The organism is Paraburkholderia tagetis (assembly GCF_022213065.1).
Lineage (GTDB): Bacteria > Pseudomonadota > Gammaproteobacteria > Burkholderiales > Burkholderiaceae > Paraburkholderia > Paraburkholderia tagetis.
This window is the reverse complement of the sequence record NZ_JAKLJA010000049.1, coordinates 1-20,862: the sequence shown is the minus strand read 5'-3', so window position 1 is coordinate 20,862 and position 20,862 is coordinate 1. Positions and strand designations below refer to the sequence as shown.

Sequence of the window (20,862 nt, the reverse complement as noted above, 5' to 3'; positions counted from 1 at the left end):
AATGACGAATCTGGTAATTGCAGAACACGACGATGCGTCGATCAAGACCGCGACGCTGAACACCATCGCGGCGGCCCAGAAAATTGGCGGCGACATTCACGTGCTAGTCGCGGGTCACAACGCGCAGGCCGCAGCGGACGCCGCCGCGAAAATCGCCGGCGTCTCGAAGTTGCTGCTCGCGGACGCGCCGCAACTCGCCAAAGGCCTCGCGGAAAACGTCGAAGCCACCGTGCTGAATATCGCCAAGGACTACTCGCACATCCTCGCGCCGGCCACCGCCTACGGCAAGAACATCGCGCCGCGCATCGCCGCGAAGCTCGACGTCGCACAGATCAGCGACATCACCGCAGTCAATTCCGCCGACACGTTCGAGCGTCCGATCTACGCGGGCAACGCGATCGCGACCGTGCAATCGGCTGACTCGATCAAGGTGATCACCGTGCGTACGACCGGCTTCGACGCCGTTGCGGCCGAAGGCGGCAGCGCGTCGGTCGAGAAGATCGAAGCCGCAGCCGACGCCGGCATCTCGCAGTTCGTGAGCCGCGAAGTGATGAAGCTGGACCGTCCGGAGCTGACAGACGCGAAGATCATCGTGTCCGGCGGCCGGGGGCTCGGCAACGGCGAGAACTACACGAAGCTGCTGGAGCCGCTGGCAGACAAGCTCGGCGCGGCGCTCGGCGCGTCGCGCGCGGCAGTCGACGCGGGCTTCGTGCCGAACGACTACCAGGTCGGCCAGACCGGCAAGATCGTCGCGCCGCAACTGTACGTTGCCGTCGGCATCTCGGGTGCGATCCAGCACCTCGCCGGCATGAAAGACTCGAAGGTGATCGTCGCGATCAACAAGGATCCCGAAGCGCCGATTTTCAGTGTCGCCGACTATGGTCTCGTCGGCGATCTTTTTACGGTCGCGCCAGAACTTACTGGAGCGATCGACGGCTAGAATCGTCGCCATAGCTCGCCCCCGATTGAGTTTGCACGACGAGCCGAAGCTGTGCACGCGGAGACAGATGACGCCGCTCTTTGGCGCTGGTTGTTATCTTCATGCCCGGCATGGGAATTCGCCAGTGCCGGGCGGGTGACCGTTGGCTTATCACCGTCGAGCACAAGCACGTGGCAATCGAACGTCACTTCTGCGAGGCGATGCGCTTGGCGAAGACATTCGCATGCGCAACGTTTCGGTACCTTACGCACGCATTGCTTTCGGTTCGTGCCATCTAGAAGTCAAGTCGGTAGACAAACGGCTCTGGGCGGACGCGGTGAGCGGCCCGATTCCGAGTATTGTTTCGAGAAGTTGGCCGGGCGCATCGGTCCGGTGGATTGCGCGGATGCGACCTTCCAGTTCGGCCACCTTGTTGCCAAGCTCGCGCAAGTGCTCGACGAGCATCTGGATTAACGCCCGAAACGGTTCGCAATATTCACTGTCACGGCTGGAAAGAGCCTCCATGGCCCGTTGCCCCAGTAGCCGGATACCTTGTGGTAGCGCGATACCGAATTCGCCTAGAAGTTCGCGGATCTGGTTGGCCAGTGCTGTGCGCGACTTGACCAGCCCGGCGCGAGCGCGATGCAGCGATAGCATTGTCTGTTGCGCCTGCGTCTTGACCGGTACAAAGCGCATGTTCGGTCGTTGTACCGCTTCGCAGATTGCTTCGGCGTCGGCCGCGTCGGTCTTGTTGCTCTTTACGTAAGGCCGGACGAACTGCGGGGCGATCAGTCGAACGGTGTGTCCGAGCTTTGTGAGTTCGCGGCCCCAGTAGTGCGACGAGCCGCACGCTTCCATGGCCGCACGAACTGCGGTGAGATCAACTTGACCGTATGCCCGAATGTGGCCAGCTTGCGAGCCATATGATGCGAACCGGCGCAGGCCTCCATGACGGCGGTGCAGGCATGAAACGTTGAGAAGGACTCGATCAGTTGCTTGCGGTTCATCTTTTTGCGAAATACCGCCTTGCCGCTCCCGTCCTGACCGTGGAGGTGGAAGCTATGCTTGCCGAGATCGATGCCAACGAGCGCTACGTTGTCCATGATAATCTCCGGGTGCCGATAGGTTTTGCCGGTGTATGGTATCCGCTGAGGCGGGGCGGACCATCCCATTAGTTGATACGAATTCGCTACTAAAGTTGAGACTTTCTTGAGGGACTGTTAAAAAGTGTGGGGTTCGGCGCGGTAGCATTGAACCTCGCTGGTGCCTATGCCGAGGTGTGCGATGAAGATCGTCGTTCGCGTCGAATTGATTACCGACTGGGGTGATACAAATACAATCGAGGTTGGCCGCCGTACGGGGTGCAGAGGTGGGCTCGGCGAACTGGCGCTTGCGCTCAGGCAGGAGACTTACCGGCCGGATCCTATCAGAAGAGTGTTTAAGAAACCGATGATCGAGGTCGGAAGACACGCACGACGGAGGCCAGAGACAGCAGGCGCGGAATTCCGCAAGGGTCTCCCAATGGTCACCGAGCGTTGAGGGGGCGCTACCATCCGCGGCCGGTCAGATAGCGATTTGATCGGACATTCAAAAGCCCGGCAATGCATTGCTGTTCTCCGGTTGAGTTGGGTACAGCGAATGTACGGGAAGCATGCGTGGCGATAAATGCCGCGACAGTTGACAGTGTGTCGAGGAGGCCGTTGTGCCGCCCGCGCGGAGAACTTGTCGGCGATCTATCGGCCCATGGCGCCGCAATGCGGATGCCGGCGGCGCAGACGCAAGACCCGCGAGTAAGACATCGACTGTGTCGAATGCGCTTTGATGTCCTGAACGCTTCGCATCATGCAGAAGCCATGCAAAATTCGTTTCTGCTGCGCTTACAAGGCGCCACAGCCCACCGCGTTGCCCGCCATCTCCCGGACCGCCTTAGCGCCTTCGACCCGTAGCAGTTCCGGCAACGACACGCCATTTTTCGCGGCCGTCAATTCGGCAAGTATCGACAGGGCGATCTCCGGCGGCGTCCGGCTGCCGATGTAGATGCCCGCCGGTCCGTGCAGGCGCGCGAGTTCTTCATCGTTGAGATCGAACTCCTTCAAGCGCTTGCGCCGCGCCGCGTTATTGCGACGCGAACCGAGCGCACCCACATAGAACGCAGGCGTTTTCAGCGCTTCCATCAGCGCGAGATCGTCGAGCTTCGGATCGTGCGTCAGCGCGATCACCGCACAGCGTTCGTCGAGCTTCATGTCCATCACGGTGTCGTCGGGCATGGCGCGAACGATGGTCGTGCCCGGCACGTTCCACTCTTCCGTATATTCCTCGCGCGGATCGCACACCGTGACCTGATAATCCAGCCCAACCGCGATGCTGCACAGATAGCGCGACAACTGTCCCGCGCCGATCACCAGCATCCGGTAACGGGGCCCATGGATGGTCAGCAGCGTCGTCCCGTCGAACAGGACGCCGTCCGTCGCCTGCGCGGGTTCGAGGCGCGCAGCGCCCGTCGCCATGTCGAGCGTGCGCGCGATGAGCCTGCCTGCCTCCACCGCTGCACACAGCTCGGCGATACCGCTCGCAAGTGTCAACGGCTCCAGCACGAGCTGAATGGTGCCGCCACAAGGCAGGCCGAAGCGGTGCGCCTCTTGCGCGCTGACGCCGTACTTCAACGCCTGCGGCCTTTCCTGTTCGACGCCTCGCTGCCGCACGCGATCGATCAGATCGTCTTCGATGCATCCGCCCGACACCGACCCGACCACATGCCCATCGGCGCGCACGGCGAGCATCGCGCCTACGGGACGCGGCGACGATCCCCATGTCTTCACCACCGTCACCAGCAGCACGCGATGCCCGTCTGCCAGCCATCGCGCACTGCTTTTCAGGACTTCGAGATCCACGCTGTCCATTGACTCGCCTCCCTGCCATTCACCGCAACGGCGTGATATGTTCCGCAACGCCGGCCGGCATGCAGATGTGCTTGATTTCGGTGAAGTCGGCGAGGGCATCGTAGCCGTGCAGCCGACCCAGTCCGCTTTGGCGATACCCGCCCGTTTCGGCTTCGGCGAAAAGCTTGTTGTGGTCATTGATCCACACAGTGCCGTTGCGCAGCGCACGCGCGACGCGGAACGCGCGCGCTCCGTCGTGCGTCCATACGCTTGCCGAGAGACCGAAGACCGTGTCGTTGGCTTTGTCGATCGCTTCCATTTCGTTCGCAAAGACTTCCAGCGTGACGAACGGGCCAAAGATCTCGTCCTGACAGAAGAACGCCTTGGGATCGCCGTGTTCGACGAGCGTCGGCGACAGAAACGCATGCCCCGAGCAAGTGCCTCGCAGCAGCACGCGCTCGGCCATCCCGCACGCGCGCTCGATCGTCCGTTGCACCGCATCGCGCGTCGTGCCGTCGATGAGCGCGCCGATATCCGTTGCCGGATCGATGCCCGGTCCGACCCTCAGCGACGCTAGCGCCGACATGAGGTGCTCGCGCATCTCCGCGGCGCGCGACGCATGAACCAGCACCCGGCGCGCCGCCGTGCATTGCTGCCCGGAGATGATCGTCGCGGCGCGCGCGAGACGCGGCGCTATCGCCGCAATATCGGCATCCTCGAAAACGACGCAGCATGACTTGCCGCCAAGTTCGAGCGACAGCTTCTTCATGCTGTCGGCAGCGGCCGCCATGATCTTCTTGCCCGTTGCCGTCGATCCCGTGAAGCTCACCACATCGACGTCGTGAGAATCCACGAGCCGCTGGCTGGCCGCGTGTCCCCGTTCGTTGACGAGGTTCACCGCGCCTTCAGGCAACGCCGTGCGTTCGAAGCAGCGCAACATCGCGGCCGTGAGCAGCGACGTCTGCGCCGCCGGTTTGACGATCGCCGTGCAGCCGGCCGCCAGTGCGGGCGCGAGCGAGCGCACGAGCAGCACGGCGGGCGCATTCCACGGCACGATGATCGCCGCAACGCCGGCCGCTTCGCGCAGCATCGTCGATATCGTGCCCGGTTCCGGTTCGAGCACGTGCCCGGCAATATGCCGCGCGAGCCCCGCGTAATAGCGTACTTCCGATATCGCGCCCGCAATCTCGCCGCGCGATTGCGCGATCGCCTTGCCGTTTTCGCGCGTGAGCAGCGTCGCGAGCATGTCGCGTTCGGCTTCGAGCGCTGAAGCCCAGCCGAGCAACACGTCCTGGCGCAGGCGCGCGTCCTGCGCCCATGCCGTGTGATCGAACACGTGCCGAGCAGCGGCGATGGCGGCATCGGCTTCGATCGCGCCGCCGTCGGCGAACTGGCCGACGGCCTCGCCCGTTGCGGGATCGATGCTGTCGATGTTGGGCATCCCCGTCCATTCGCCGGCAATCCAGTGTCGTGCATTCATGCTGAGCGTTCCTTCGTGTCGTTTGAGGGCTCGTCGCCCGTAATGGTCGACGCCCGATGCAACTCGTCGCCGATGGTCGCGATCAACGCCTCCGCCGCCGCGCTCAATGGGCGGCGCGGATGGCTCACGCAGAGAATGTGCCGGACGATACGCGGCGCGAGGATCGGGCACATGCGCAGGGTGCCGTGCCGCGCGGCACGCTCGACGACGATGCGCGGCAGGATCGTCGCGAAGCGCGTGTGCTCGACGAGCTTGAGAATCGTCGAGAGCACGTCGATCTCGAAGCGCGGCGCGAGCAAAACGTCCTCGTGTTGCGCCGCGCTGTCGAGCACGCCGCGCAGGCCGTGGCGCTTCGTCGGCAGCACCAGTTCGAGTTCGGGCAATTGCGCGAGCTCGATTGCATGGGGCAAGTCGGGACCATGCGCGGCGCTGGTGGCAAGCACCATCTCTTCGTCGAGCAGCGGGCGCGAGTCGAGCGAAAGGCGCGCTCGCGGCTTGTTGATGATGGCGGCATCGAGCTGGCCGCCCGCCACCCAGTCGATGAAGGTCGCACTGTAGCCATCGGCGACGGTGACTTCGACATCGGGGTAACGCGCGTGAAAGCGCGACAGCGAATCCGCGAGCACGCTTTCCGTCACCGATGCGATCAGCCCGATGCCGACATGCCCCGTCACCACTTCGTCGCGCTGCACGAGTTGCTGCCGCGCGTGGGCAAGGTCGCGCATGATCGGTAAAAACAGGCGGTACATCAGCCGTCCGGCGGCGGTCGGCGCCATGCCGTCTGCGCCGCGCTCGAACAGCTGCTGATGTAGTTCGTCCTCGAGCTTCGCGATCTGCATGCTCAAGGCCGGTTGCACGATGTTCAGCCGCTTCGCGGCGCGCGTGACCGAGCCGTCCTCGAACAGCGCGATGAAGTACTGGATTTGCTTGAGGTCCATGTTCCCTCGGGGCATCAGCGACGCTAATGGGGTGCGGTGACATTATCACCCTGCGTTCGTCGACGGTGCAGGGCGCCTTATCGTGGCGAGCCCTCCGTGAGGGCGTGCGCGAGCGGTCTATTGATACGTAACTGTAAGGACGCTGTCATCCGGGCTAACACGGATATAAGAACGAATGATCCGTCGCATCAGTAAACAGTATTAGATGTTATGGCGCGATCTGGCTACGCTTCATCCCATGCGCTTGCCATGGCAGGCGCTCACAGATGGAGACGACGATGAACACACGCGATGCCGCAACGCACGGCATTCCCTCATTCGCCTGGGCACGGGATCACGCCGACACCGGCTCGCTGTCGCTGCGCGACTGGCTCGCGCATCTCGCGAAAACCGGCCGTGTCGCGACGATCGACAAGCCCGTCGCGCTCGAGCACGAACTCGCCGCCATTGCGAAGCGGCTCGACGGCGAACAAGCTGCTTTTTTCACGCAGCCGCACGGACATGCGATGCCCGTCGTGAGCGGCTTCATGTCGAAGCGCGCGTGGATCGCGGAAGCGATGGGCGTCGATGAATCCGCGTTGCTCGCGCGTTTTTCCGCTGCGGCCGCCGCGCCGCTCGCATCGAAACTGATTCAACGTGAGGACGCGCCCTGTCAGCAGGTGGTGCACACGAGCGGCATCGATCTTCACGCGCTGCTGCCCATTCCCACCCACAGCGAACACGACAACGGCCCGTACATCACCGCCGGTCTCGTGATCGCGCGCAATCCGCGCACCGGCGTGCAGAACGTCTCGATCAACCGCATTCAGGTGCACGGCCCCGATCGCATGGCGATCCTGCTGCTGCCGCGCCATCTCTACGCGTTTCAGCGCGCAGCCGAAGAAGCGGGCGATGCGCTCGACGTCGCCATCGTGATTGGCGTCGATCCCCTGACGATGCTCGCGTCGCAAGCGATCACGCCGATCGATCACGACGAACTCGAAATTGCGGGCGCGCTGCACGGTGCGCCGTTGCCTGTCGCGCGATGCATGACGAACGGCGTGCACGTGCCGGCGTTTGCGGAGATCGTCATCGAAGGGCGCATTCCGCCGAACGTGCGCGAGCCGGAAGGTCCGTTCGGCGAATTTCCGAAGTACTACAGCGCGAAGGAAGCACGTGAAGTCATCGAAGTGACGGCCGTCACGCATCGGCGCGATCCGATCTTTCATACGATCGTGCCCGCTGAAATGGAGCATCTGCTGCTCGGCGCGATTCCGCGCGAAGCCACGTTGCTCGCGCATCTTCAGCGCAGCCATCCCGCCGTGAAGGACGTGCATCTGTCGGTGGGCGGCGTGTGCCGCTATCACCTGTGGGTGCAATTCGACAAGAAGCGCGAAGGCGAAGCGAAGAACGTCATCCTGTGCGCGTTCGGCGCGCATTACGACATCAAGCAGGTCGTCGTCGTCGATACCGATGTGAACGTGCACGATCCCGCCGAAATCGAATGGGCGATCGCGACGCGCTTCCAGGCAGACCGCGATCTCGTCGTGATAGCGGGCGCGCAAGGTTCGCCGCTCGATCCATCGACGACGGTCGGTCAGCCCGACGATGCGCCGTCGCATCTGCAAGGCGTCAGCGCGAAGATGGGCCTCGATGCGACGCGCCCCGTCGTGTATCCCGCGCATGTGTTCACGCGCGTGCACATACCGGGGCAAGACATGGTCGATCTGCACGCACTCGTCGCCGCTGACAACAGCGCGTTCGACGCCTATCTGTTGCGCGATCATGGCTGAACGAAAGAAGCGCATCGTCGTCGGCATTTCGGGCGCAAGCGGCGCGGTGATCGGCGTGCGTTTGCTCGCCGCGTTGCGCCGGCTCGGCACGCACGAGACGCATCTCATCGTGTCGTCGTCGGGCGCGGTGACGGCCGCCCAGGAACTCGGCTTCGCGCGTGGTGATCTGGAAGCCGTTGCCGATGTCGTGCACAACGTGCGCGATATCGGCGCGGCCGTGGCGAGCGGATCGTTTCTGACCGAAGGCATGGTGATCGCGCCATGTTCGATGAAAACGCTCGCGGGCGTCGCGAACGGCTTCGCGGACAACCTGCTGACGCGTGCCGCCGATGTGATGCTCAAGGAGCGCCGCCGCCTCGTGCTGGTCGCGCGCGAAACGCCGCTCAATCTCGCGCATTTGCGCAACATGACACTCGCCACGGAAATGGGCGCGATCGTGATGCCGCCGGTGCCCGCGTTCTACGCGCATCCGCAGACTATCGAGGACGTGGTCGACCACACGGTCGGGCGCATTCTCGATCTGTTCGGCATCGAGCACGACGAGATTGCGCGCCGCTGGAGCGGTCTCGCAGATGAATTCGGCGGCCGCGCCGCACTGGAGGAGTAACGTCATGAATCAGCGCGAAACCGCATTTGCCGACATGGACGCGCGCGTCGCCGGCAAAGAGATGCGCGAAGCGACCGCGCCGCAGCGTCACATCGGACGCCCGATGGAGCGCCTCGAAGACCCGGCGATCCTGACGGGCCGTGGCCGCTATGGCGACGACATCGCTGTCAAGCCGGGCACGCTGCACGCCGCGATTCTACGTTCGCCGCACGCGCATGCGGACATCCTGTCGATCGATACGCAAGCCGCGTCGAAACTCGCGGGCGTGCGCGCCGTGCTCACGCGCGACGATCTGCGTCCGTGGTCGCGACCGTTCGTGGTCGGCGTGAAATCGCCGATGGAGCAGTGGGCGCTCGCGATGGACCGCGTGCGCTACGTCGGCGAGCCGGTCGCGGTCGTGATGGCCGAATCGCGTGCGCTCGCGGAAGACGCGCTCGATCTGATCAAGGTCGACTACGCGATGCTCGATCCCGTGACGTCGATCGAACAAGCCGCGAAGGACGACGCGCCGGTGCTGCACGAACGCGTCGGCAGCAACGTCATCAGCGACCGGCATTTCCGCTACGGCGAGCCGGAAGCGGCCTTCGAGCGCGCGCCGCATCGCGTGAAGCTGGTCGCGCATTATCCGCGCAACACGTGCGCGCCGATCGAGTGCGGCGTGGTCATCGCCGAGTATCTTTCGGGCGATGAAGGCTACGACGTCACGTCGAATTTCATGGGGCCGTTCTCGCTGCACGCTGTCATGGCGATGGCGTTGAACGTGCCCGCCAATCGCCTGCGTCATAAGGCCCCGCGCGATTCCGGCGGCAGCTTCGGCGTGAAGCAGGCCGTGTTTCCGTATGTCGTGCTGATGTGCCTCGCGTCGCGCAAGGCGGGCGCGCCGGTGAAGTGGGTCGAGGATCGGCTCGAACACTTGAGCGCGGCGACATCGGCGACGGCGCGTGTTTCAACGATAGAAGCGGCCGTCGAAGCGGATGGCCGCATCGTCGCGCTGTCTTACGATCAGTTGGAAGACGTCGGCGGCTACGTGCGCGCGCCCGAGCCCGCGACCTTCTACCGGATGCACGGCTGCCTGACGGGCGCGTACGCGATCCCGAATCTGCTCGTGCGCAATCGCGTCGTGCTGACGAACAAGACGCCGACGGGGCTCGTGCGCGGCTTCGGCGGGCCGCAGGTGTACTTCGCGCTGGAGCGGCTGATCCAGCGCATCGCGATCGAACTGAAGCTCGATGTGCTCGACGTGTATCGCCGCAACTTCGTTCCCGCCGATGCGTTTCCGTATCGCGCGGCGGCGGGCGCGCTGCTCGATTCGGGCAATTATCAGGAAGCGCTGCGCCGTTCACTCGACGAAGGCGGATACCGGGAACTCGTTGCGCGCCGCGACGCCGCGCGCAACGAAGGGCGGCTGTATGGCATCGGCTTCGCGGCGATCGTCGAGCCGTCGGTATCGAACATGGGCTACATCACGACCGTGATGCCCGCCGACGCACGCAGGAAAGCCGGGCCGAAGAACGGCGCGATCGCGAGCGCGACCGTCAGCGTCGATCTGCTCGGTGGCGTGGTCGTCACGATCGCCTCGACGCCCGCGGGCCAGGGCCACATGACAGTGTGCGCGCAAGTCGTCGCCGATGTGCTCGGGCTCGATCCGAAGGACATCGTCGTGAACGTCGAATTCGATACGCACAAGGACGCCTGGTCCGTCGCGGCGGGCAATTATTCGAGCCGCTTCGCGGGCGCGGTGGCGGGCACGGTGCATCTGGCCGCGAGGCGCGTGCGCGACAAGCTCGCGCGCGTGCTCGCGAAGCAGTTCAACTGCGCGCCCGGCGACGTGCGCTTCGAAGGCGCGCGCGTCTTTCCGCACGACGCCGAAGACCGCGCGCTGCCGTTCGCGCGCGCCGCGAGCAATGCGCCGCACTGGGCGCCCGCGCTGTTGCCCGAGGGCGAAGAGCCGGGCCTGCGCGAAACCGTGTTCTGGTCGCCGCCGCACATGGATGCGCCCGACGAACAGGACCGCATCAATACATCGGCGGCGTATGGCTTCGCGTTCGACATGTGCGGCGTCGAAGTGGATCGCGTGACGGGACGCGTGCGCGTCGACCGATATGTGACCGTGCACGACGCCGGCACCATCCTCAATCCCGCACTCGCCGATGGCCAGATTCGCGGCGCGTTCGCGCAAGGCGTCGGCGCGGCGCTGATGGAAGAGTTCCGCTACGGCGCGGACGGCAGCTTCCAGTCCGGCACGCTCGCCGACTATCTGATGCCGACGACCTGCGAAGTGCCCGATCCGCTGATCTTGCATCTCGAGACGCCTTCGCCTTTCACGCCGCTTGGCGCGAAGGGTCTCGGCGAAGGCAACAACATGAGCACGCCGCCGTGCATCGCGAATGCAGTGGCGGACGCGCTCGGCGTCGAAGACATTCGCCTGCCGCTCACGCCGCCCAGAGTGATGGCGATGATCGGCATGGACGATCCCGAACCGTCGCGGCCGGAATATCGCGAAGCGCCCGCCACGAAGCCCGCGACGCCGGGCGGCGGACGCGCACTGACGGCGCAGGGCGCGGTCGACCTGCCCGCGACGCCCGAAGCGGTGTTCGCCGTGCTGCTCGATCCGAAGGCGCTTGCCAAAGTCATTCCCGGCTGTCACGCGCTCGAAGAGACGGCGCCGAACCAGTATCGCGCGGACGTGACCGTCGGCGTCGGCATGATCAAGGCGCGTTTCGAGGCGCGTATCGGCTTGTCGGAGATCGATGCGCCGCGCCGGCTGCGACTCGCTGGCGCGGGGATCTCGCCGCTCGGCAGCGCGCGCGGCAGCGGTCTCGTCGAACTGACGCCGCAGGGCAGCGGCACGCGCCTCACGTACGACTACGAAGCGCAGGTGTCAGGCAAGGTAGCGGCGGTCGGCGGCCGGATGCTCGAAGGCGCGGCGAAGGTGGTGCTCAGGCAATTGTTCGAATCGCTCGGCCGGCAGGCGGCGGGCAAGCCCGTGCAAGCGCACGGATCGTGGATCGCGAGACTCCTCGCACGTTTCAGGAGACACGCATGAAGCCCGCACCGTTCGACTACCTGCGCGCGATGACCGCGCAAGACGCGCTCGACGCGCTCGCGCAATACGGCGAGGACGCGCGCGTGCTGGCGGGCGGCCAGTCGCTGATGGCCGTGCTCAACATGCGGCTCGCGCAGCCGAAGGTGCTCGTCGATATCTCGCGCACCGCCGAGCTGGACGCCGTGCGCGTCGACGACAAGGCGGGGCATCTCGTCGTGAACGCCGCGGCGACGCAAGGCAGCGTCGAATGGCGCAGCACGCTCACCGACGAAGCGCCGCTGCTCGCGATGGCCTTCCCGCATATCTCGCACTTTCAGATTCGCAATCGCGGAACCGTGTGCGGATCGATCGCGCATGCGGACCCGAGCGCGGAGTTGCCGCTCGTGCTTTCGGCGCTCGGCGGCGACGTGATGCTGCGCTCGCGAAAGAGGCGCCGCACGCTCGCCGCGCAGGACTTCTTTCAGGGAATGCTGATGACTGCGCGCGAGCCCGACGAACTCGTCGAAGCGGTGCGCTTCCCGCTGCGCAAGGCAGGCGAGCGCTACGCGTTCGCGGAATTTTCCGCGCGACACGGCGATTTCGCGATCGTCGCGTGCGCGGCCGTCGTCACCGACGAGTCGATCCGTATTGCAGTCGGCGGCGTCGCGGACCGGCCGGTGACGGAGCAATGGCCGCGTCTGCAGGGCGACGACCTGTGCGGCGCACTGAACGATTTGAGCTGGAAACTGAACGCGCAGGACGATGCGCACATCAGCGCGAAATATCGCCGGAATCTGGTCCGGCAACTCGGATGGCGCGTGATCGAGGAGGCAAAGTGAGCAAGATGTCGGACACCATCATGCGGCACGGCAAAGCGCAGCGCATCGCGCTGACGCTGAACGGCCGCGAACGAAGCGGCTATTGCGAGCCGCGCGAACTGCTGTCGGACTTCATCCGGCACGAACTCGGCGCGACGGGCACGCACGTCGGCTGCGAACACGGCGTGTGCGGCGCATGTACCGTACAGGTCGATGGCGTCGCGGCGCGCTCGTGCCTGATGCTCGCGGTGCAGGCCGATGGGCGGCATATCGATACCGTCGAAGGCCTTGCGCCCGATCAGACGCTTGGCGACCTGCAGCAGGCGTTCCAGCGGCATCACGCGCTGCAATGCGGCTTCTGCACGGCGGGCATTCTGATGTCGTGCGCGGATTATCTGCGGCGCGTGCCGGATCCGTCCGAAGAGCAAGTGCGCGAGATGCTCTCGGGTCATATCTGCCGCTGTACGGGCTACACGCCCATCGTGGCCGCCGTGCTCGACGTGGCCGCGCGCCGCCGGGCCGAGGCAAGCACGAAGGAGGTCGAACATGCTTGATCTCGGACGCACGTTCCTGCAAAGCGTCGAGCGCAGTCCGAACGCGCTCGCGCTCGTCGATGGCGATGTGCAACTGACGTACACGCAGTGGCATCGCATGATCCTGAATGTCGCCGATGGCCTGCGCGAGCTCGGCCTGCAACGCGGCGACCGGATGCTCGTCGTGCTGCAAAACCGCTGGGAAATGGCGACGCTGCATTGGGCCGGACAGTTTGCGGGCATCGTGATCGTGCCGCTCAACTGGCGCGCGAAGCCGGAAGAAGTCGACTACTGCGTGACCGACGCGGGGGCGAAGGCGATCGTCTACGAACCCGTCAGCGCCGATTCCGTCGCGCAGAGCGCCGCCGCGCAAAGAGTGCCGCGCGTTGGACTCGACGATGCGCCCGGCCGCACCAATACCTTCGATGCGCTCGTCGTCGAACGAACGCGCAGCGGCGACGTGACCGACACGACGCACGCCACCGCCGACGACATCTCGCTGATCCTTTACACGTCCGGCACGACGGGCAAAGGCAAGGGCGTGCCGCGCCGGCATCGGCACGAACGCGCGGGCGCGCTCGCGCACGTCGCGCAGAACCTGTACAGGCGCGGCGAACGCACGCTCGGCGTGATGCCGCTCTATCACACGATGGGCGTGCGCTCGCTGCTCGCGATGGCGCTCGTCGATGGCCTTTTCGTCTGCGTGCGGCGCTGGAACGCGAAGCTCGCGCTCGAATGCATCTCGAAGCACGCGCTCACCTGCCTCTATCTCGTGCCGACGCTCTATCACGATCTGCTCGCCGACAGCGCGTTCGCGAGCACGGACACGTCGTCGGTCAGAAAGCTCGGCTTCGCGGGCGCACCGATGAACGACGGCCTGCTCAAGCGCCTCTCGGCCGCGTTCGAGCCGGAGCTCTTCGTCAATCACTACGGCTCGTCCGAGGTCTACACGTTCAGCATCGACCAGGACGCGACAAAGAAGCCCGGCAGCGCGGGCCGCGCGGGCATCAATACGCGGCTGCGCGTCGTGAAGCTCGATGCGCTCTCGCCCGATGAGATCGCCGAAGTCGGCGAAGAAGGGCAGATCATCGTGGACCTGCTCGGCGACGAAGCCTTCGAAGGCTACTGGAACCGTCCGGACGCCAACGCGAAGTCGCTGCGCGACGGCTGGTACTTCACCGGCGACACCGGCTACTTCGATGCCGACGGCGATCTCTACGTGACGGGCCGCGTCGACGACATGATCATCAGCGGCGGAGAAAACATCTCGCCGGTGGATATCGAATCGGTGTTGTCGCTGCATCCCGCGGTCGATGAAGTCGCGGTCGCGGGCATCAAGGACGAGCGCTGGGGCCAGCGTGTGGTTGCATTCATCAAGCGCCGCGAGTACGTCGATTCCGACTCGCTCGATGCATGGTGCCGCCAGTCCGACCTCGTCAACTTCAAGCGCCCGCGCGATTACGTCTTCGTCGACGACATCCCGAAGTCGCCGGTTGGCAAGATTCTGCGCCGCAAGCTGCAAGCGGGCGAGTACACGCCCGATTCGCAAGCGCAGGCCGCGCAACCTACAGAAACCACCAAGGAGTAACACAATGAGTGATCTCAACCATCGCGGCCAGACCCTGCTGCAAGACCTCGACGGCTTCTCGGTCGAAATCGACGCGCAGCGCGAGCGCGCGGACATCATCCTGCACCGGCCGCCGTTCAACGTCATTTCGATGCACGCACGCGACCAGTTGCGCGCCGTGTTCGAAGCCCTCGACGAGGACGACCGCGTGCGCGTGATCGTCGTGCGCGCGAAAGGCGAGCATTTTTCGAGCGGCGGTGACATCAAGGGCTTTCTGGAAGCTTCGCCGGAGCACGTATCGAAGCTCGCGTGGAACATCGCGGCGCCCGCGCGGTGCTCCAAACCGGTGATCGCGGCCAATCGCGGCTTCTGCTTCGGCGTGGGCTTCGAGTTGTCGCTGGCGTGCGATTTCCGCATCGTCACCGATACGACCTTCTATGCGCTGCCGGAGCAGAAGCTCGGCCAGATTCCCGGCTCGGGCGGCTCGGCGCGTTTGCAGTCGATGGTCGGCATCGGCCGAACGAAGGACATCGTGATGCGCTCGCGCCGCATTCCGGGCAAGCAGGCATACGAGTGGGGCATCGCCGTCGAATGCGTCGCGGACGCCGAACTCGAATCGGCGACGGACGCGCTCGTCGACGAACTGCGCGCGTTCTCGCCGCTCGCGCAGCGCACCGCGAAGAAGCTCTTGAACGATTCGGAAGACGCACCGTTGTCGATCGCGATCGAACTTGAAGGGCATTGCTATAGCCGTCTGCGCTCGTCAGACGATTTCCGCGAAGGCGTCGAAGCGTTTCATGGCAAGCGCAAGCCGGTGTTTCGCGGCAGCTGATACCTGATACGCCGCGCGGCGGACGAGACAAGAGGAGACAACGCGATGGATCGCTTCGACTACGTGATCGTAGGCGGAGGCTCGGCGGGATGCGTGCTTGCGCATCGACTGTCGGCGCAGCCGTCGGTGCGCGTCGCGCTGATCGAGGCGGGCGCCGACACGCCGCCGGGCGCGGTGCCCGCGGCGATTCTCGACAGCTATCCGATGCCGGTGTTCTGCGGCGACACGTACATCTGGCCGGAACTGAAGGCGAAAGCCACGCAGGACGCCGCGCCGCGCGTGTACGAGCAGGGCCGCGTGATGGGCGGCGGGTCGAGCATCAACGTGCAGTCGGCCAATCGCGGCCTGCCGCGCGACTACGACGAATGGGCCGCGAACGGCGCCGAAGGCTGGTCGTGGCGCGAGGTGCTGCCGTACTTTCGCAAGCTCGAACGCGACGTGAACTTTCCCGGCGGCGAATTGCACGGCAGTGACGGTCCCGTGCCGATCCGCCGCATCATGCCGAAGGACTGGCCGGCGTTCTGTCATGCATTCGCGAAGGGTTTGCGCGCGAACGGCTTCGCGGAACTTCAGGACCAGAACGGCGAATTCGGCGACGGCTTCTTTCCGGGCGCGTTCTCGAACCTCGACGACAAGCGCGTGTCGACGGCCATCGCCTATCTCGACGAAGCCACGCGCAAGCGCCCGAATCTCAACATCTATTCGAATCTGCGCGTCGAACGCATCGTGATGGAAGGCGCGACGGCGCGCGGTGTCGTCGCGATTGCGGCGAACGGCGAGCGCGTGCGTTTCGATGCGGGTGAAGTGGTGCTGAGCGCGGGCGCGTTGCAGTCGCCCGCGATGCTGATGCGTGCCGGTATCGGCGATGCGCGCCAACTCGTGGCGATGGGCATCCCGTGTACGGTGGATTTGCCGGGCGTCGGACGCAATCTGCAGGATCATCCGTCGCTCACGTTCTGTCATTTTCTCGAGCCGCGCTTTCGGATGCCGCTCGCGCGACGCCGCGCGAGCATGTTGGCCGCGCGCTTGAGTTCGGGCGTCGCGGGCTGCGACGAGTCGGATCTGTATCTGTCGAGCGCGACGCGCGCAGCGTGGCATGCGCTCGGCAACCGGCTCGGCCTCCTTTTCCTGTGGTGCAACCGGCCGTATTCGCGTGGCCGCGTGCAACTGGCGTCGCCCGATGCGGCCGTTGCGCCGCGCGTCGATCTGAATCTGCTCGACGACGAACGCGATTTGCAACGGCTCGCCGCTGGCGTGCGGATGCTGGCGCGCATTGTCGATGCGTCGGGTCTGGGACGCGATGCGCGCGACTTCTTTCCGGCGGCTTTCTCGCCGCGCGTAAAGGCGCTGAGCAAGGTCGGCGAAGGCAATGCGCTTCTGACTTCGATCCTCGGCGCGCTGCTCGACACACCGGCGCCGCTGCGGCGTCTGCTGATCGAACGCTTCTTCACGCGCGGCCTGAAGATGACTTCGCTGATCCACGACGACCGCGCGCTCGCCGATTTCATCCGCGCGAACGTGTTCGGCGTGTGGCATGCGAGCGGCACCTGCCGCATGGGTGGCGCGCAGGACTGCGACGCCGTCACCGACACGGAAGGCCGCGTGCGAGGCACACGAGGGCTGCGCGTTGTGGATGCATCGCTGATGCCGCGACTGCCATCGGCGAATACGAACATACCGACCATCATGATCGCCGAGAAAATCGCCGATGCGATGGTTGCCCAGCGACGGGCGAGCGTGGCATCGCCGCTCGCCGCCGCCCACTGACGATTTTTCAACCGCGACAAGAGCGCGCATCCAACAAAGCGCGCCTGTGACACACAAGGAGATACAAATGTCTGTAGCAGCGCAAGACGGGGCCACCGTGCTTCCGGTTAATCAGAGGCAGATCATGGGCGCGGTGATGGCGTCGTGCATGGGCTGGGCGCTCGATCTGTTCGACCTGTTCGTGTTGTTGTACGTCGCGCCGATCGTCGGGCGTCTGTTCTTCCCGTCCGAGCACGCGATGCTTTCGCTCGCTGCGGTCTACGCGTCGTTTGCGGTGACGCTGTTGATGCGGCCGCTCGGCTCCGCGCTCTTCGGCTCTTACGCGGACCGTCACGGCCGCAAGGGCGCGATGATCGTCGCGGTCGTCGGCGTCGGCGTGTCGACGGCGGCCTTCGGCGTGCTGCCGACGGTCGCCCAGGCGGGCATCGTCGCGCCGGTGTTGTTCTTGCTGCTGCGTCTCGTGCAGGGCGTGTTCGTCGGCGGCGTGGTCGCATCCACGCATACCATTGGCACCGAATCCGTCGCGCCGAAGTATCGCGGCGCGGTGTCGGGGCTGATCGGCGGCGGCGGGGCAGGGCTCGGCGCGCTGCTCGCGTCGCTCACATATCTGGCGATGTCCTCGCTCTTTCCCGGCGATGCATTCGACGTGTGGGGCTGGCGCTGCATGTTCTTCGCGGGCATCCTGAGTTCGCTGCTCGGCCTTTTCGTGTTCAACAGTCTCGAAGAATCGCCGCTCTGGAAGAAACTCGCCGCCGACAAGGCCGCGAAGGCCGCCGCGCAGATGAAAAGCGCGACCGTCGAAGTGGCGCGCTCGCCGATCCGCACACTTTTCTCGCGTGAATATCGCTGCGTGCTGTTCGTCAATCTGCTGCTGACTATCGGCGGCGGCAGCGGCTACTACCTCACATCGGGCTATCTGCCGACCTTCCTCAAAGTCGTGAGTCATGCGCCGAACGGTGCCGCCGCCGCGATCCTGATGATCTGCAGCGTGGCCGTGGTGATCGCTTCGGTCGCGGCAGGGCACGTGAGTACGTTCATCGGACGCAAGGGCGCGTTTATCTTGATCGGCATCATCCGGCTCATCGCGATGCCCGCGCTGTTCCTGCTGCTGCCGACGGCGCAAAGCATCACGATGGTCGGCGTCTACGCGGTGCTGCTTTCCGCGCTCGGCAGCGCCGGCTATGCGCCGATCCTGATCTTCCTGAACGAACGCTTCCCGACCTCGATCCGCGCGACCGGCACGGGCCTTTCGTGGAATATCGGCTTCGCGATCGGCGGAATGATGCCGACGGCCGTGTCGCTCGTCGCGAAGGACGCGAGCCAGTTGCCGATGACGCTAGCCATCTTCGTCGGCGCGATCAGCGTGATCTTTCTCGTGGGCGCATTCGTCGTGCCCGAGACGCTCGGCAAGCTCGAAGGCGGTTCCGCGCGCAGTCCCTCCTGAGTCATTGGGCATAAAGGCGGACGCCAACGGGCGCACGCCTTTCACAACAGCCGGAGACATCGATGAAATACGAAGAAGACGTTCGTGCGCGTTCCTACAAGTTCCGTGACGAGTATGTCAATGCCACGCCATGGTGGTATCGCGGCGAAATGCACCTCGGCTTCACATTGCTCTTCACCTGCGGCGTGATCGTGTATTGCCTGACGCAGCTTCATGCACCGACGCTCGCCGAATGGCTGGCGGTCATTCCGCTCTTTCTGTTCGGCAACTGGGCGGAATGGGCGGCGCACCGCTACGTGCTGCATCGTCCGACGAAGTATTTCAGCATGATCTACAAGCGCCATTGCGCAGTCCATCACCGGTTCTTCACGCATGTGACGCTTGAATACAAGGGCCACCGTCACTGGCGCGCGCTGCTGTTTCCGCCTTTTGCGCCGGTTGCGTTCGTGCTGGCGGCCGTGCCGTTCGCGCTCATGATTGGGTTCGTATTCTCCCGCAACGCAGGCTACATCGCGCTGCTCACGATGGCGGCGTACTTTCTGATGTACGAGGGCCTGCATACGCTCTCACACGTCACCGATAGCCCGTTCCTCGACCACGTTCCGCTCGTCAACACAGTGCGGCGCCTGCATGCCACACACCACGATCCCGAAGTGATGGCGACACAGAACTTCAACCTCACGTTCCCGATCTGCGATACGCTGTTCGGCACGCGCAGCGACGTTCCGAGTAGGACGTGCGAACCGTTGGAACGCGGCCGCTAAGGCGCTTGTTTCCCCATAACACCCGTCGTCACGCGCTTTATCTCATCAGTGATAATCGTGATGAGCGCCTGGGCGGCCGGCCCGATCGGCCGCTTCGGATGGGTGACCTGAATGATGTGGCGCACGATCGGCGGCGACGCGATCGTGCGTGCGCGCAAGGCCCCTTCGTCCACTTTCGCCTGCACGACGACGCGCGGCAGGATTGTCGCGACACTGCTCTGCTCAACGAACTGCACGATGGTGCTGAGCAGATCGATCTCGAACTTCGGCTTGATGACGACGTCAGCCGCCATCAGCGCGGCATCGAGCGCGCCTCGCAGGCCGTTGCGGCGCGTGGGCAGCACGAATTCGATGCCCGACTGCTGCGTGAGATCGATCTCGTCGGGCAGCTCTGGGCCATGCACCACGCTCGTCACCAGCACCATTTCTTCGACGATCAAAGGCTCTACGTGGAGCGTCAGCCGTCCGCGCGGCTTGTTGATGATGGCGGCATCGAGCCGGCCAGATTCGACAGCGTCGATCAGTTGCGCGCTGAAGCCATCGGCGACGGAGACTTCGACTTGCGGGAAAAGCGCGTCGAATCTGGCGAGCGATTCGGGCAATACGCTCTGCGCCTCTGACGACACCATGCCCAGCGACACGCGGCCCGTCACGATGACATCGCGACGACTCAGGTGCTCGCGTGCGTGATCGATGTCGCGCATGATCGGCGTGTAAAGGCGGTACATCAACCGTGCGGCTTCGGTCGGCGCCATGCCGTGCGGCCCACGCTCGAAGAGCTTCTGCCGAATCTCCGTTTCGAGCTTGGCGATCTGCATGCTGAGCGCCGGTTGCGCGATGTTGAGCCGCCTGGCGGCGCGCGTGACGGTGCCTTCTTCGAAAAGCGCGATGAAGTACTGGATCTGCTTCAGTTCCATGGGACAGGGGTATACGGGATGGGGCCGACGAAGATAGTACCGCGCGCCGTCTTTCATGAGGTGGGCGTCGTATCGCTAACCTGCGGTATCGCGTCGTTGATTGCAGCCGGGCGTCCATCAAGGCCACCCGAGGCGATCGCGCAAGGCATACCACGGGGGAGACGGCGTGGCGTTGGGCTACCGTTTCTTGCGCACGGAGCCCGGTTCGCAGCCCCAGAGCGGTAGTCCCGCCGTGTCCTCGGCCGTCAGACTTGCGCCGACCTCTCGGTGTTTTCAGCGCGCAAAAAATTTGTTCAGACTTTTAATAGAGACCACGCCAGTGCCTATCACAGCACAACGTTCAGGTTTTTAGCGCAGCGTGCGGCCCGAGGCACCCGAGCGTTGCAGCCAGGTCGACACGCGCATCGTTCTATCCAGCCAGCGTCTGGGCGCTACGCTGCTTCGCGTTCGCCAGCACCCGACGGACTTCGTCACCTTGCCTGCGTATTCCACGACACCCGAGCGCGGATTCCACGCGTAGCCGAGCAGGTTTTCCACGAACACGCGAGCGCTCGTTCCACACGGAAGCGAGCACTTAAGCAGTGACGCGGGTGGTCAGTT

The 20,862-nt window shown here is 64.7% G+C and carries 16 protein-coding genes and 1 pseudogene; 11 read left to right on the top strand and 6 right to left on the bottom strand.

Annotated features, from left to right (window positions below; translation table 11 throughout):
- Window position 1: 1 nt before the first annotated feature.
- The gene (locus L5014_RS32910) at window positions 2-940 is read left to right on the top strand and encodes an electron transfer flavoprotein subunit alpha/FixB family protein (RefSeq protein ID WP_238467971.1); all 939 of its coding nucleotides are present in this window, start codon (window positions 2-4) and stop codon (window positions 938-940) included.
- A gap of 243 nt (window positions 941-1,183) precedes the next feature.
- On the opposite strand, the pseudogene L5014_RS32905 reads toward L5014_RS32910, so the two are convergent.
- From L5014_RS32905 to L5014_RS32890, 4 genes and pseudogenes are all read right to left on the bottom strand, one after another.
- Window positions 1,184-2,022 (bottom strand): annotated as a pseudogene (locus L5014_RS32905) (IS110 family RNA-guided transposase).
- Window positions 2,023-2,796: 774 nt separating this feature from the next.
- Window positions 2,797-3,819: an XdhC family protein gene (locus L5014_RS32900; protein WP_238467970.1), complete on the bottom strand. Its 1,023-nt coding sequence runs from the start codon at window positions 3,817-3,819 to the stop codon at window positions 2,797-2,799.
- A 19-nt stretch (window positions 3,820-3,838) separates the two neighbouring features.
- A complete protein-coding gene (locus L5014_RS32895) occupies window positions 3,839-5,278 on the bottom strand; it encodes an aldehyde dehydrogenase family protein (RefSeq protein ID WP_238467969.1) in 1,440 nt (479 codons plus the stop codon).
- Window positions 5,275-6,216 carry a LysR family transcriptional regulator gene (locus L5014_RS32890; protein WP_238467968.1) on the bottom strand — a complete coding sequence of 314 codons (942 nt, stop codon included), beginning with the start codon at window positions 6,214-6,216 and terminating at the stop codon, window positions 5,275-5,277. The genes L5014_RS32895 and L5014_RS32890 overlap by 4 nt, the downstream gene beginning before the upstream one ends.
- 278 nt (window positions 6,217-6,494) lie before the next feature.
- Between L5014_RS32890 and L5014_RS32885 the strand changes: the two genes are divergently transcribed.
- From L5014_RS32885 to L5014_RS32840, 10 genes are all read left to right on the top strand, one after another.
- On the top strand, window positions 6,495-7,988 hold the full coding sequence (locus L5014_RS32885) for a UbiD family decarboxylase (RefSeq protein WP_238467967.1): 1,494 nt from the start codon (window positions 6,495-6,497) through the stop codon (window positions 7,986-7,988).
- Complete coding sequence (locus L5014_RS32880) at window positions 7,981-8,595, top strand: UbiX family flavin prenyltransferase (RefSeq protein ID WP_238467966.1); 615 nt, start codon at window positions 7,981-7,983, stop codon at window positions 8,593-8,595. Before L5014_RS32885 ends, L5014_RS32880 begins: the two co-directional genes overlap by 8 nt.
- Window positions 8,596-8,599: 4 nt before the next feature.
- Window positions 8,600-11,641 (top strand): xanthine dehydrogenase family protein molybdopterin-binding subunit, encoded by a 3,042-nt coding sequence (locus tag L5014_RS32875; protein WP_238467965.1) that lies wholly within the window; start codon window positions 8,600-8,602, stop codon window positions 11,639-11,641.
- Window positions 11,638-12,459, top strand: a complete 822-nt coding sequence (locus tag L5014_RS32870; protein ID WP_238467964.1) for an FAD binding domain-containing protein — start codon at window positions 11,638-11,640, stop codon at window positions 12,457-12,459. Before L5014_RS32875 ends, L5014_RS32870 begins: the two co-directional genes overlap by 4 nt.
- On the top strand, window positions 12,456-12,992 hold the full coding sequence (locus L5014_RS32865; protein ID WP_097219658.1) for a (2Fe-2S)-binding protein: 537 nt from the start codon (window positions 12,456-12,458) through the stop codon (window positions 12,990-12,992). Before L5014_RS32870 ends, L5014_RS32865 begins: the two co-directional genes overlap by 4 nt.
- Entirely contained in the window at window positions 12,985-14,559 is a 1,575-nt protein-coding gene (locus tag L5014_RS32860) for an AMP-binding protein (RefSeq protein ID WP_238467963.1), read from the top strand. Before L5014_RS32865 ends, L5014_RS32860 begins: the two co-directional genes overlap by 8 nt.
- Before the next feature lie 4 nt (window positions 14,560-14,563).
- On the top strand, window positions 14,564-15,370 hold the full coding sequence (locus L5014_RS32855; protein WP_238467962.1) for an enoyl-CoA hydratase/isomerase family protein: 807 nt from the start codon (window positions 14,564-14,566) through the stop codon (window positions 15,368-15,370).
- A 45-nt stretch (window positions 15,371-15,415) separates the two neighbouring features.
- Window positions 15,416-17,137 carry a GMC family oxidoreductase gene (locus L5014_RS32850; protein ID WP_238467961.1) on the top strand — a complete coding sequence of 574 codons (1,722 nt, stop codon included), beginning with the start codon at window positions 15,416-15,418 and terminating at the stop codon, window positions 17,135-17,137.
- A 67-nt stretch (window positions 17,138-17,204) separates the two neighbouring features.
- Entirely contained in the window at window positions 17,205-18,581 is a 1,377-nt protein-coding gene (locus tag L5014_RS32845; protein WP_238467960.1) for an MFS transporter, read from the top strand.
- A gap of 62 nt (window positions 18,582-18,643) precedes the next feature.
- Window positions 18,644-19,345 carry a sterol desaturase family protein gene (locus tag L5014_RS32840; RefSeq protein ID WP_238467959.1) on the top strand — a complete coding sequence of 234 codons (702 nt, stop codon included), beginning with the start codon at window positions 18,644-18,646 and terminating at the stop codon, window positions 19,343-19,345.
- On the opposite strand, the gene L5014_RS32835 is transcribed toward L5014_RS32840, so the two are convergent.
- Both L5014_RS32835 and L5014_RS32830 read right to left on the bottom strand, forming a co-directional pair.
- Entirely contained in the window at window positions 19,342-20,262 is a 921-nt protein-coding gene (locus L5014_RS32835; RefSeq protein WP_238467958.1) for a LysR family transcriptional regulator, read from the bottom strand. The two genes, L5014_RS32840 and L5014_RS32835, sit on opposite strands and share 4 nt — an antisense overlap.
- A 348-nt stretch (window positions 20,263-20,610) precedes the next feature.
- Window positions 20,611-20,805, bottom strand: coding sequence for a hypothetical protein (locus L5014_RS32830; RefSeq protein WP_238467957.1), 195 nt, complete (start codon window positions 20,803-20,805; stop codon window positions 20,611-20,613).
- Window positions 20,806-20,862 lie beyond the last annotated feature (57 nt).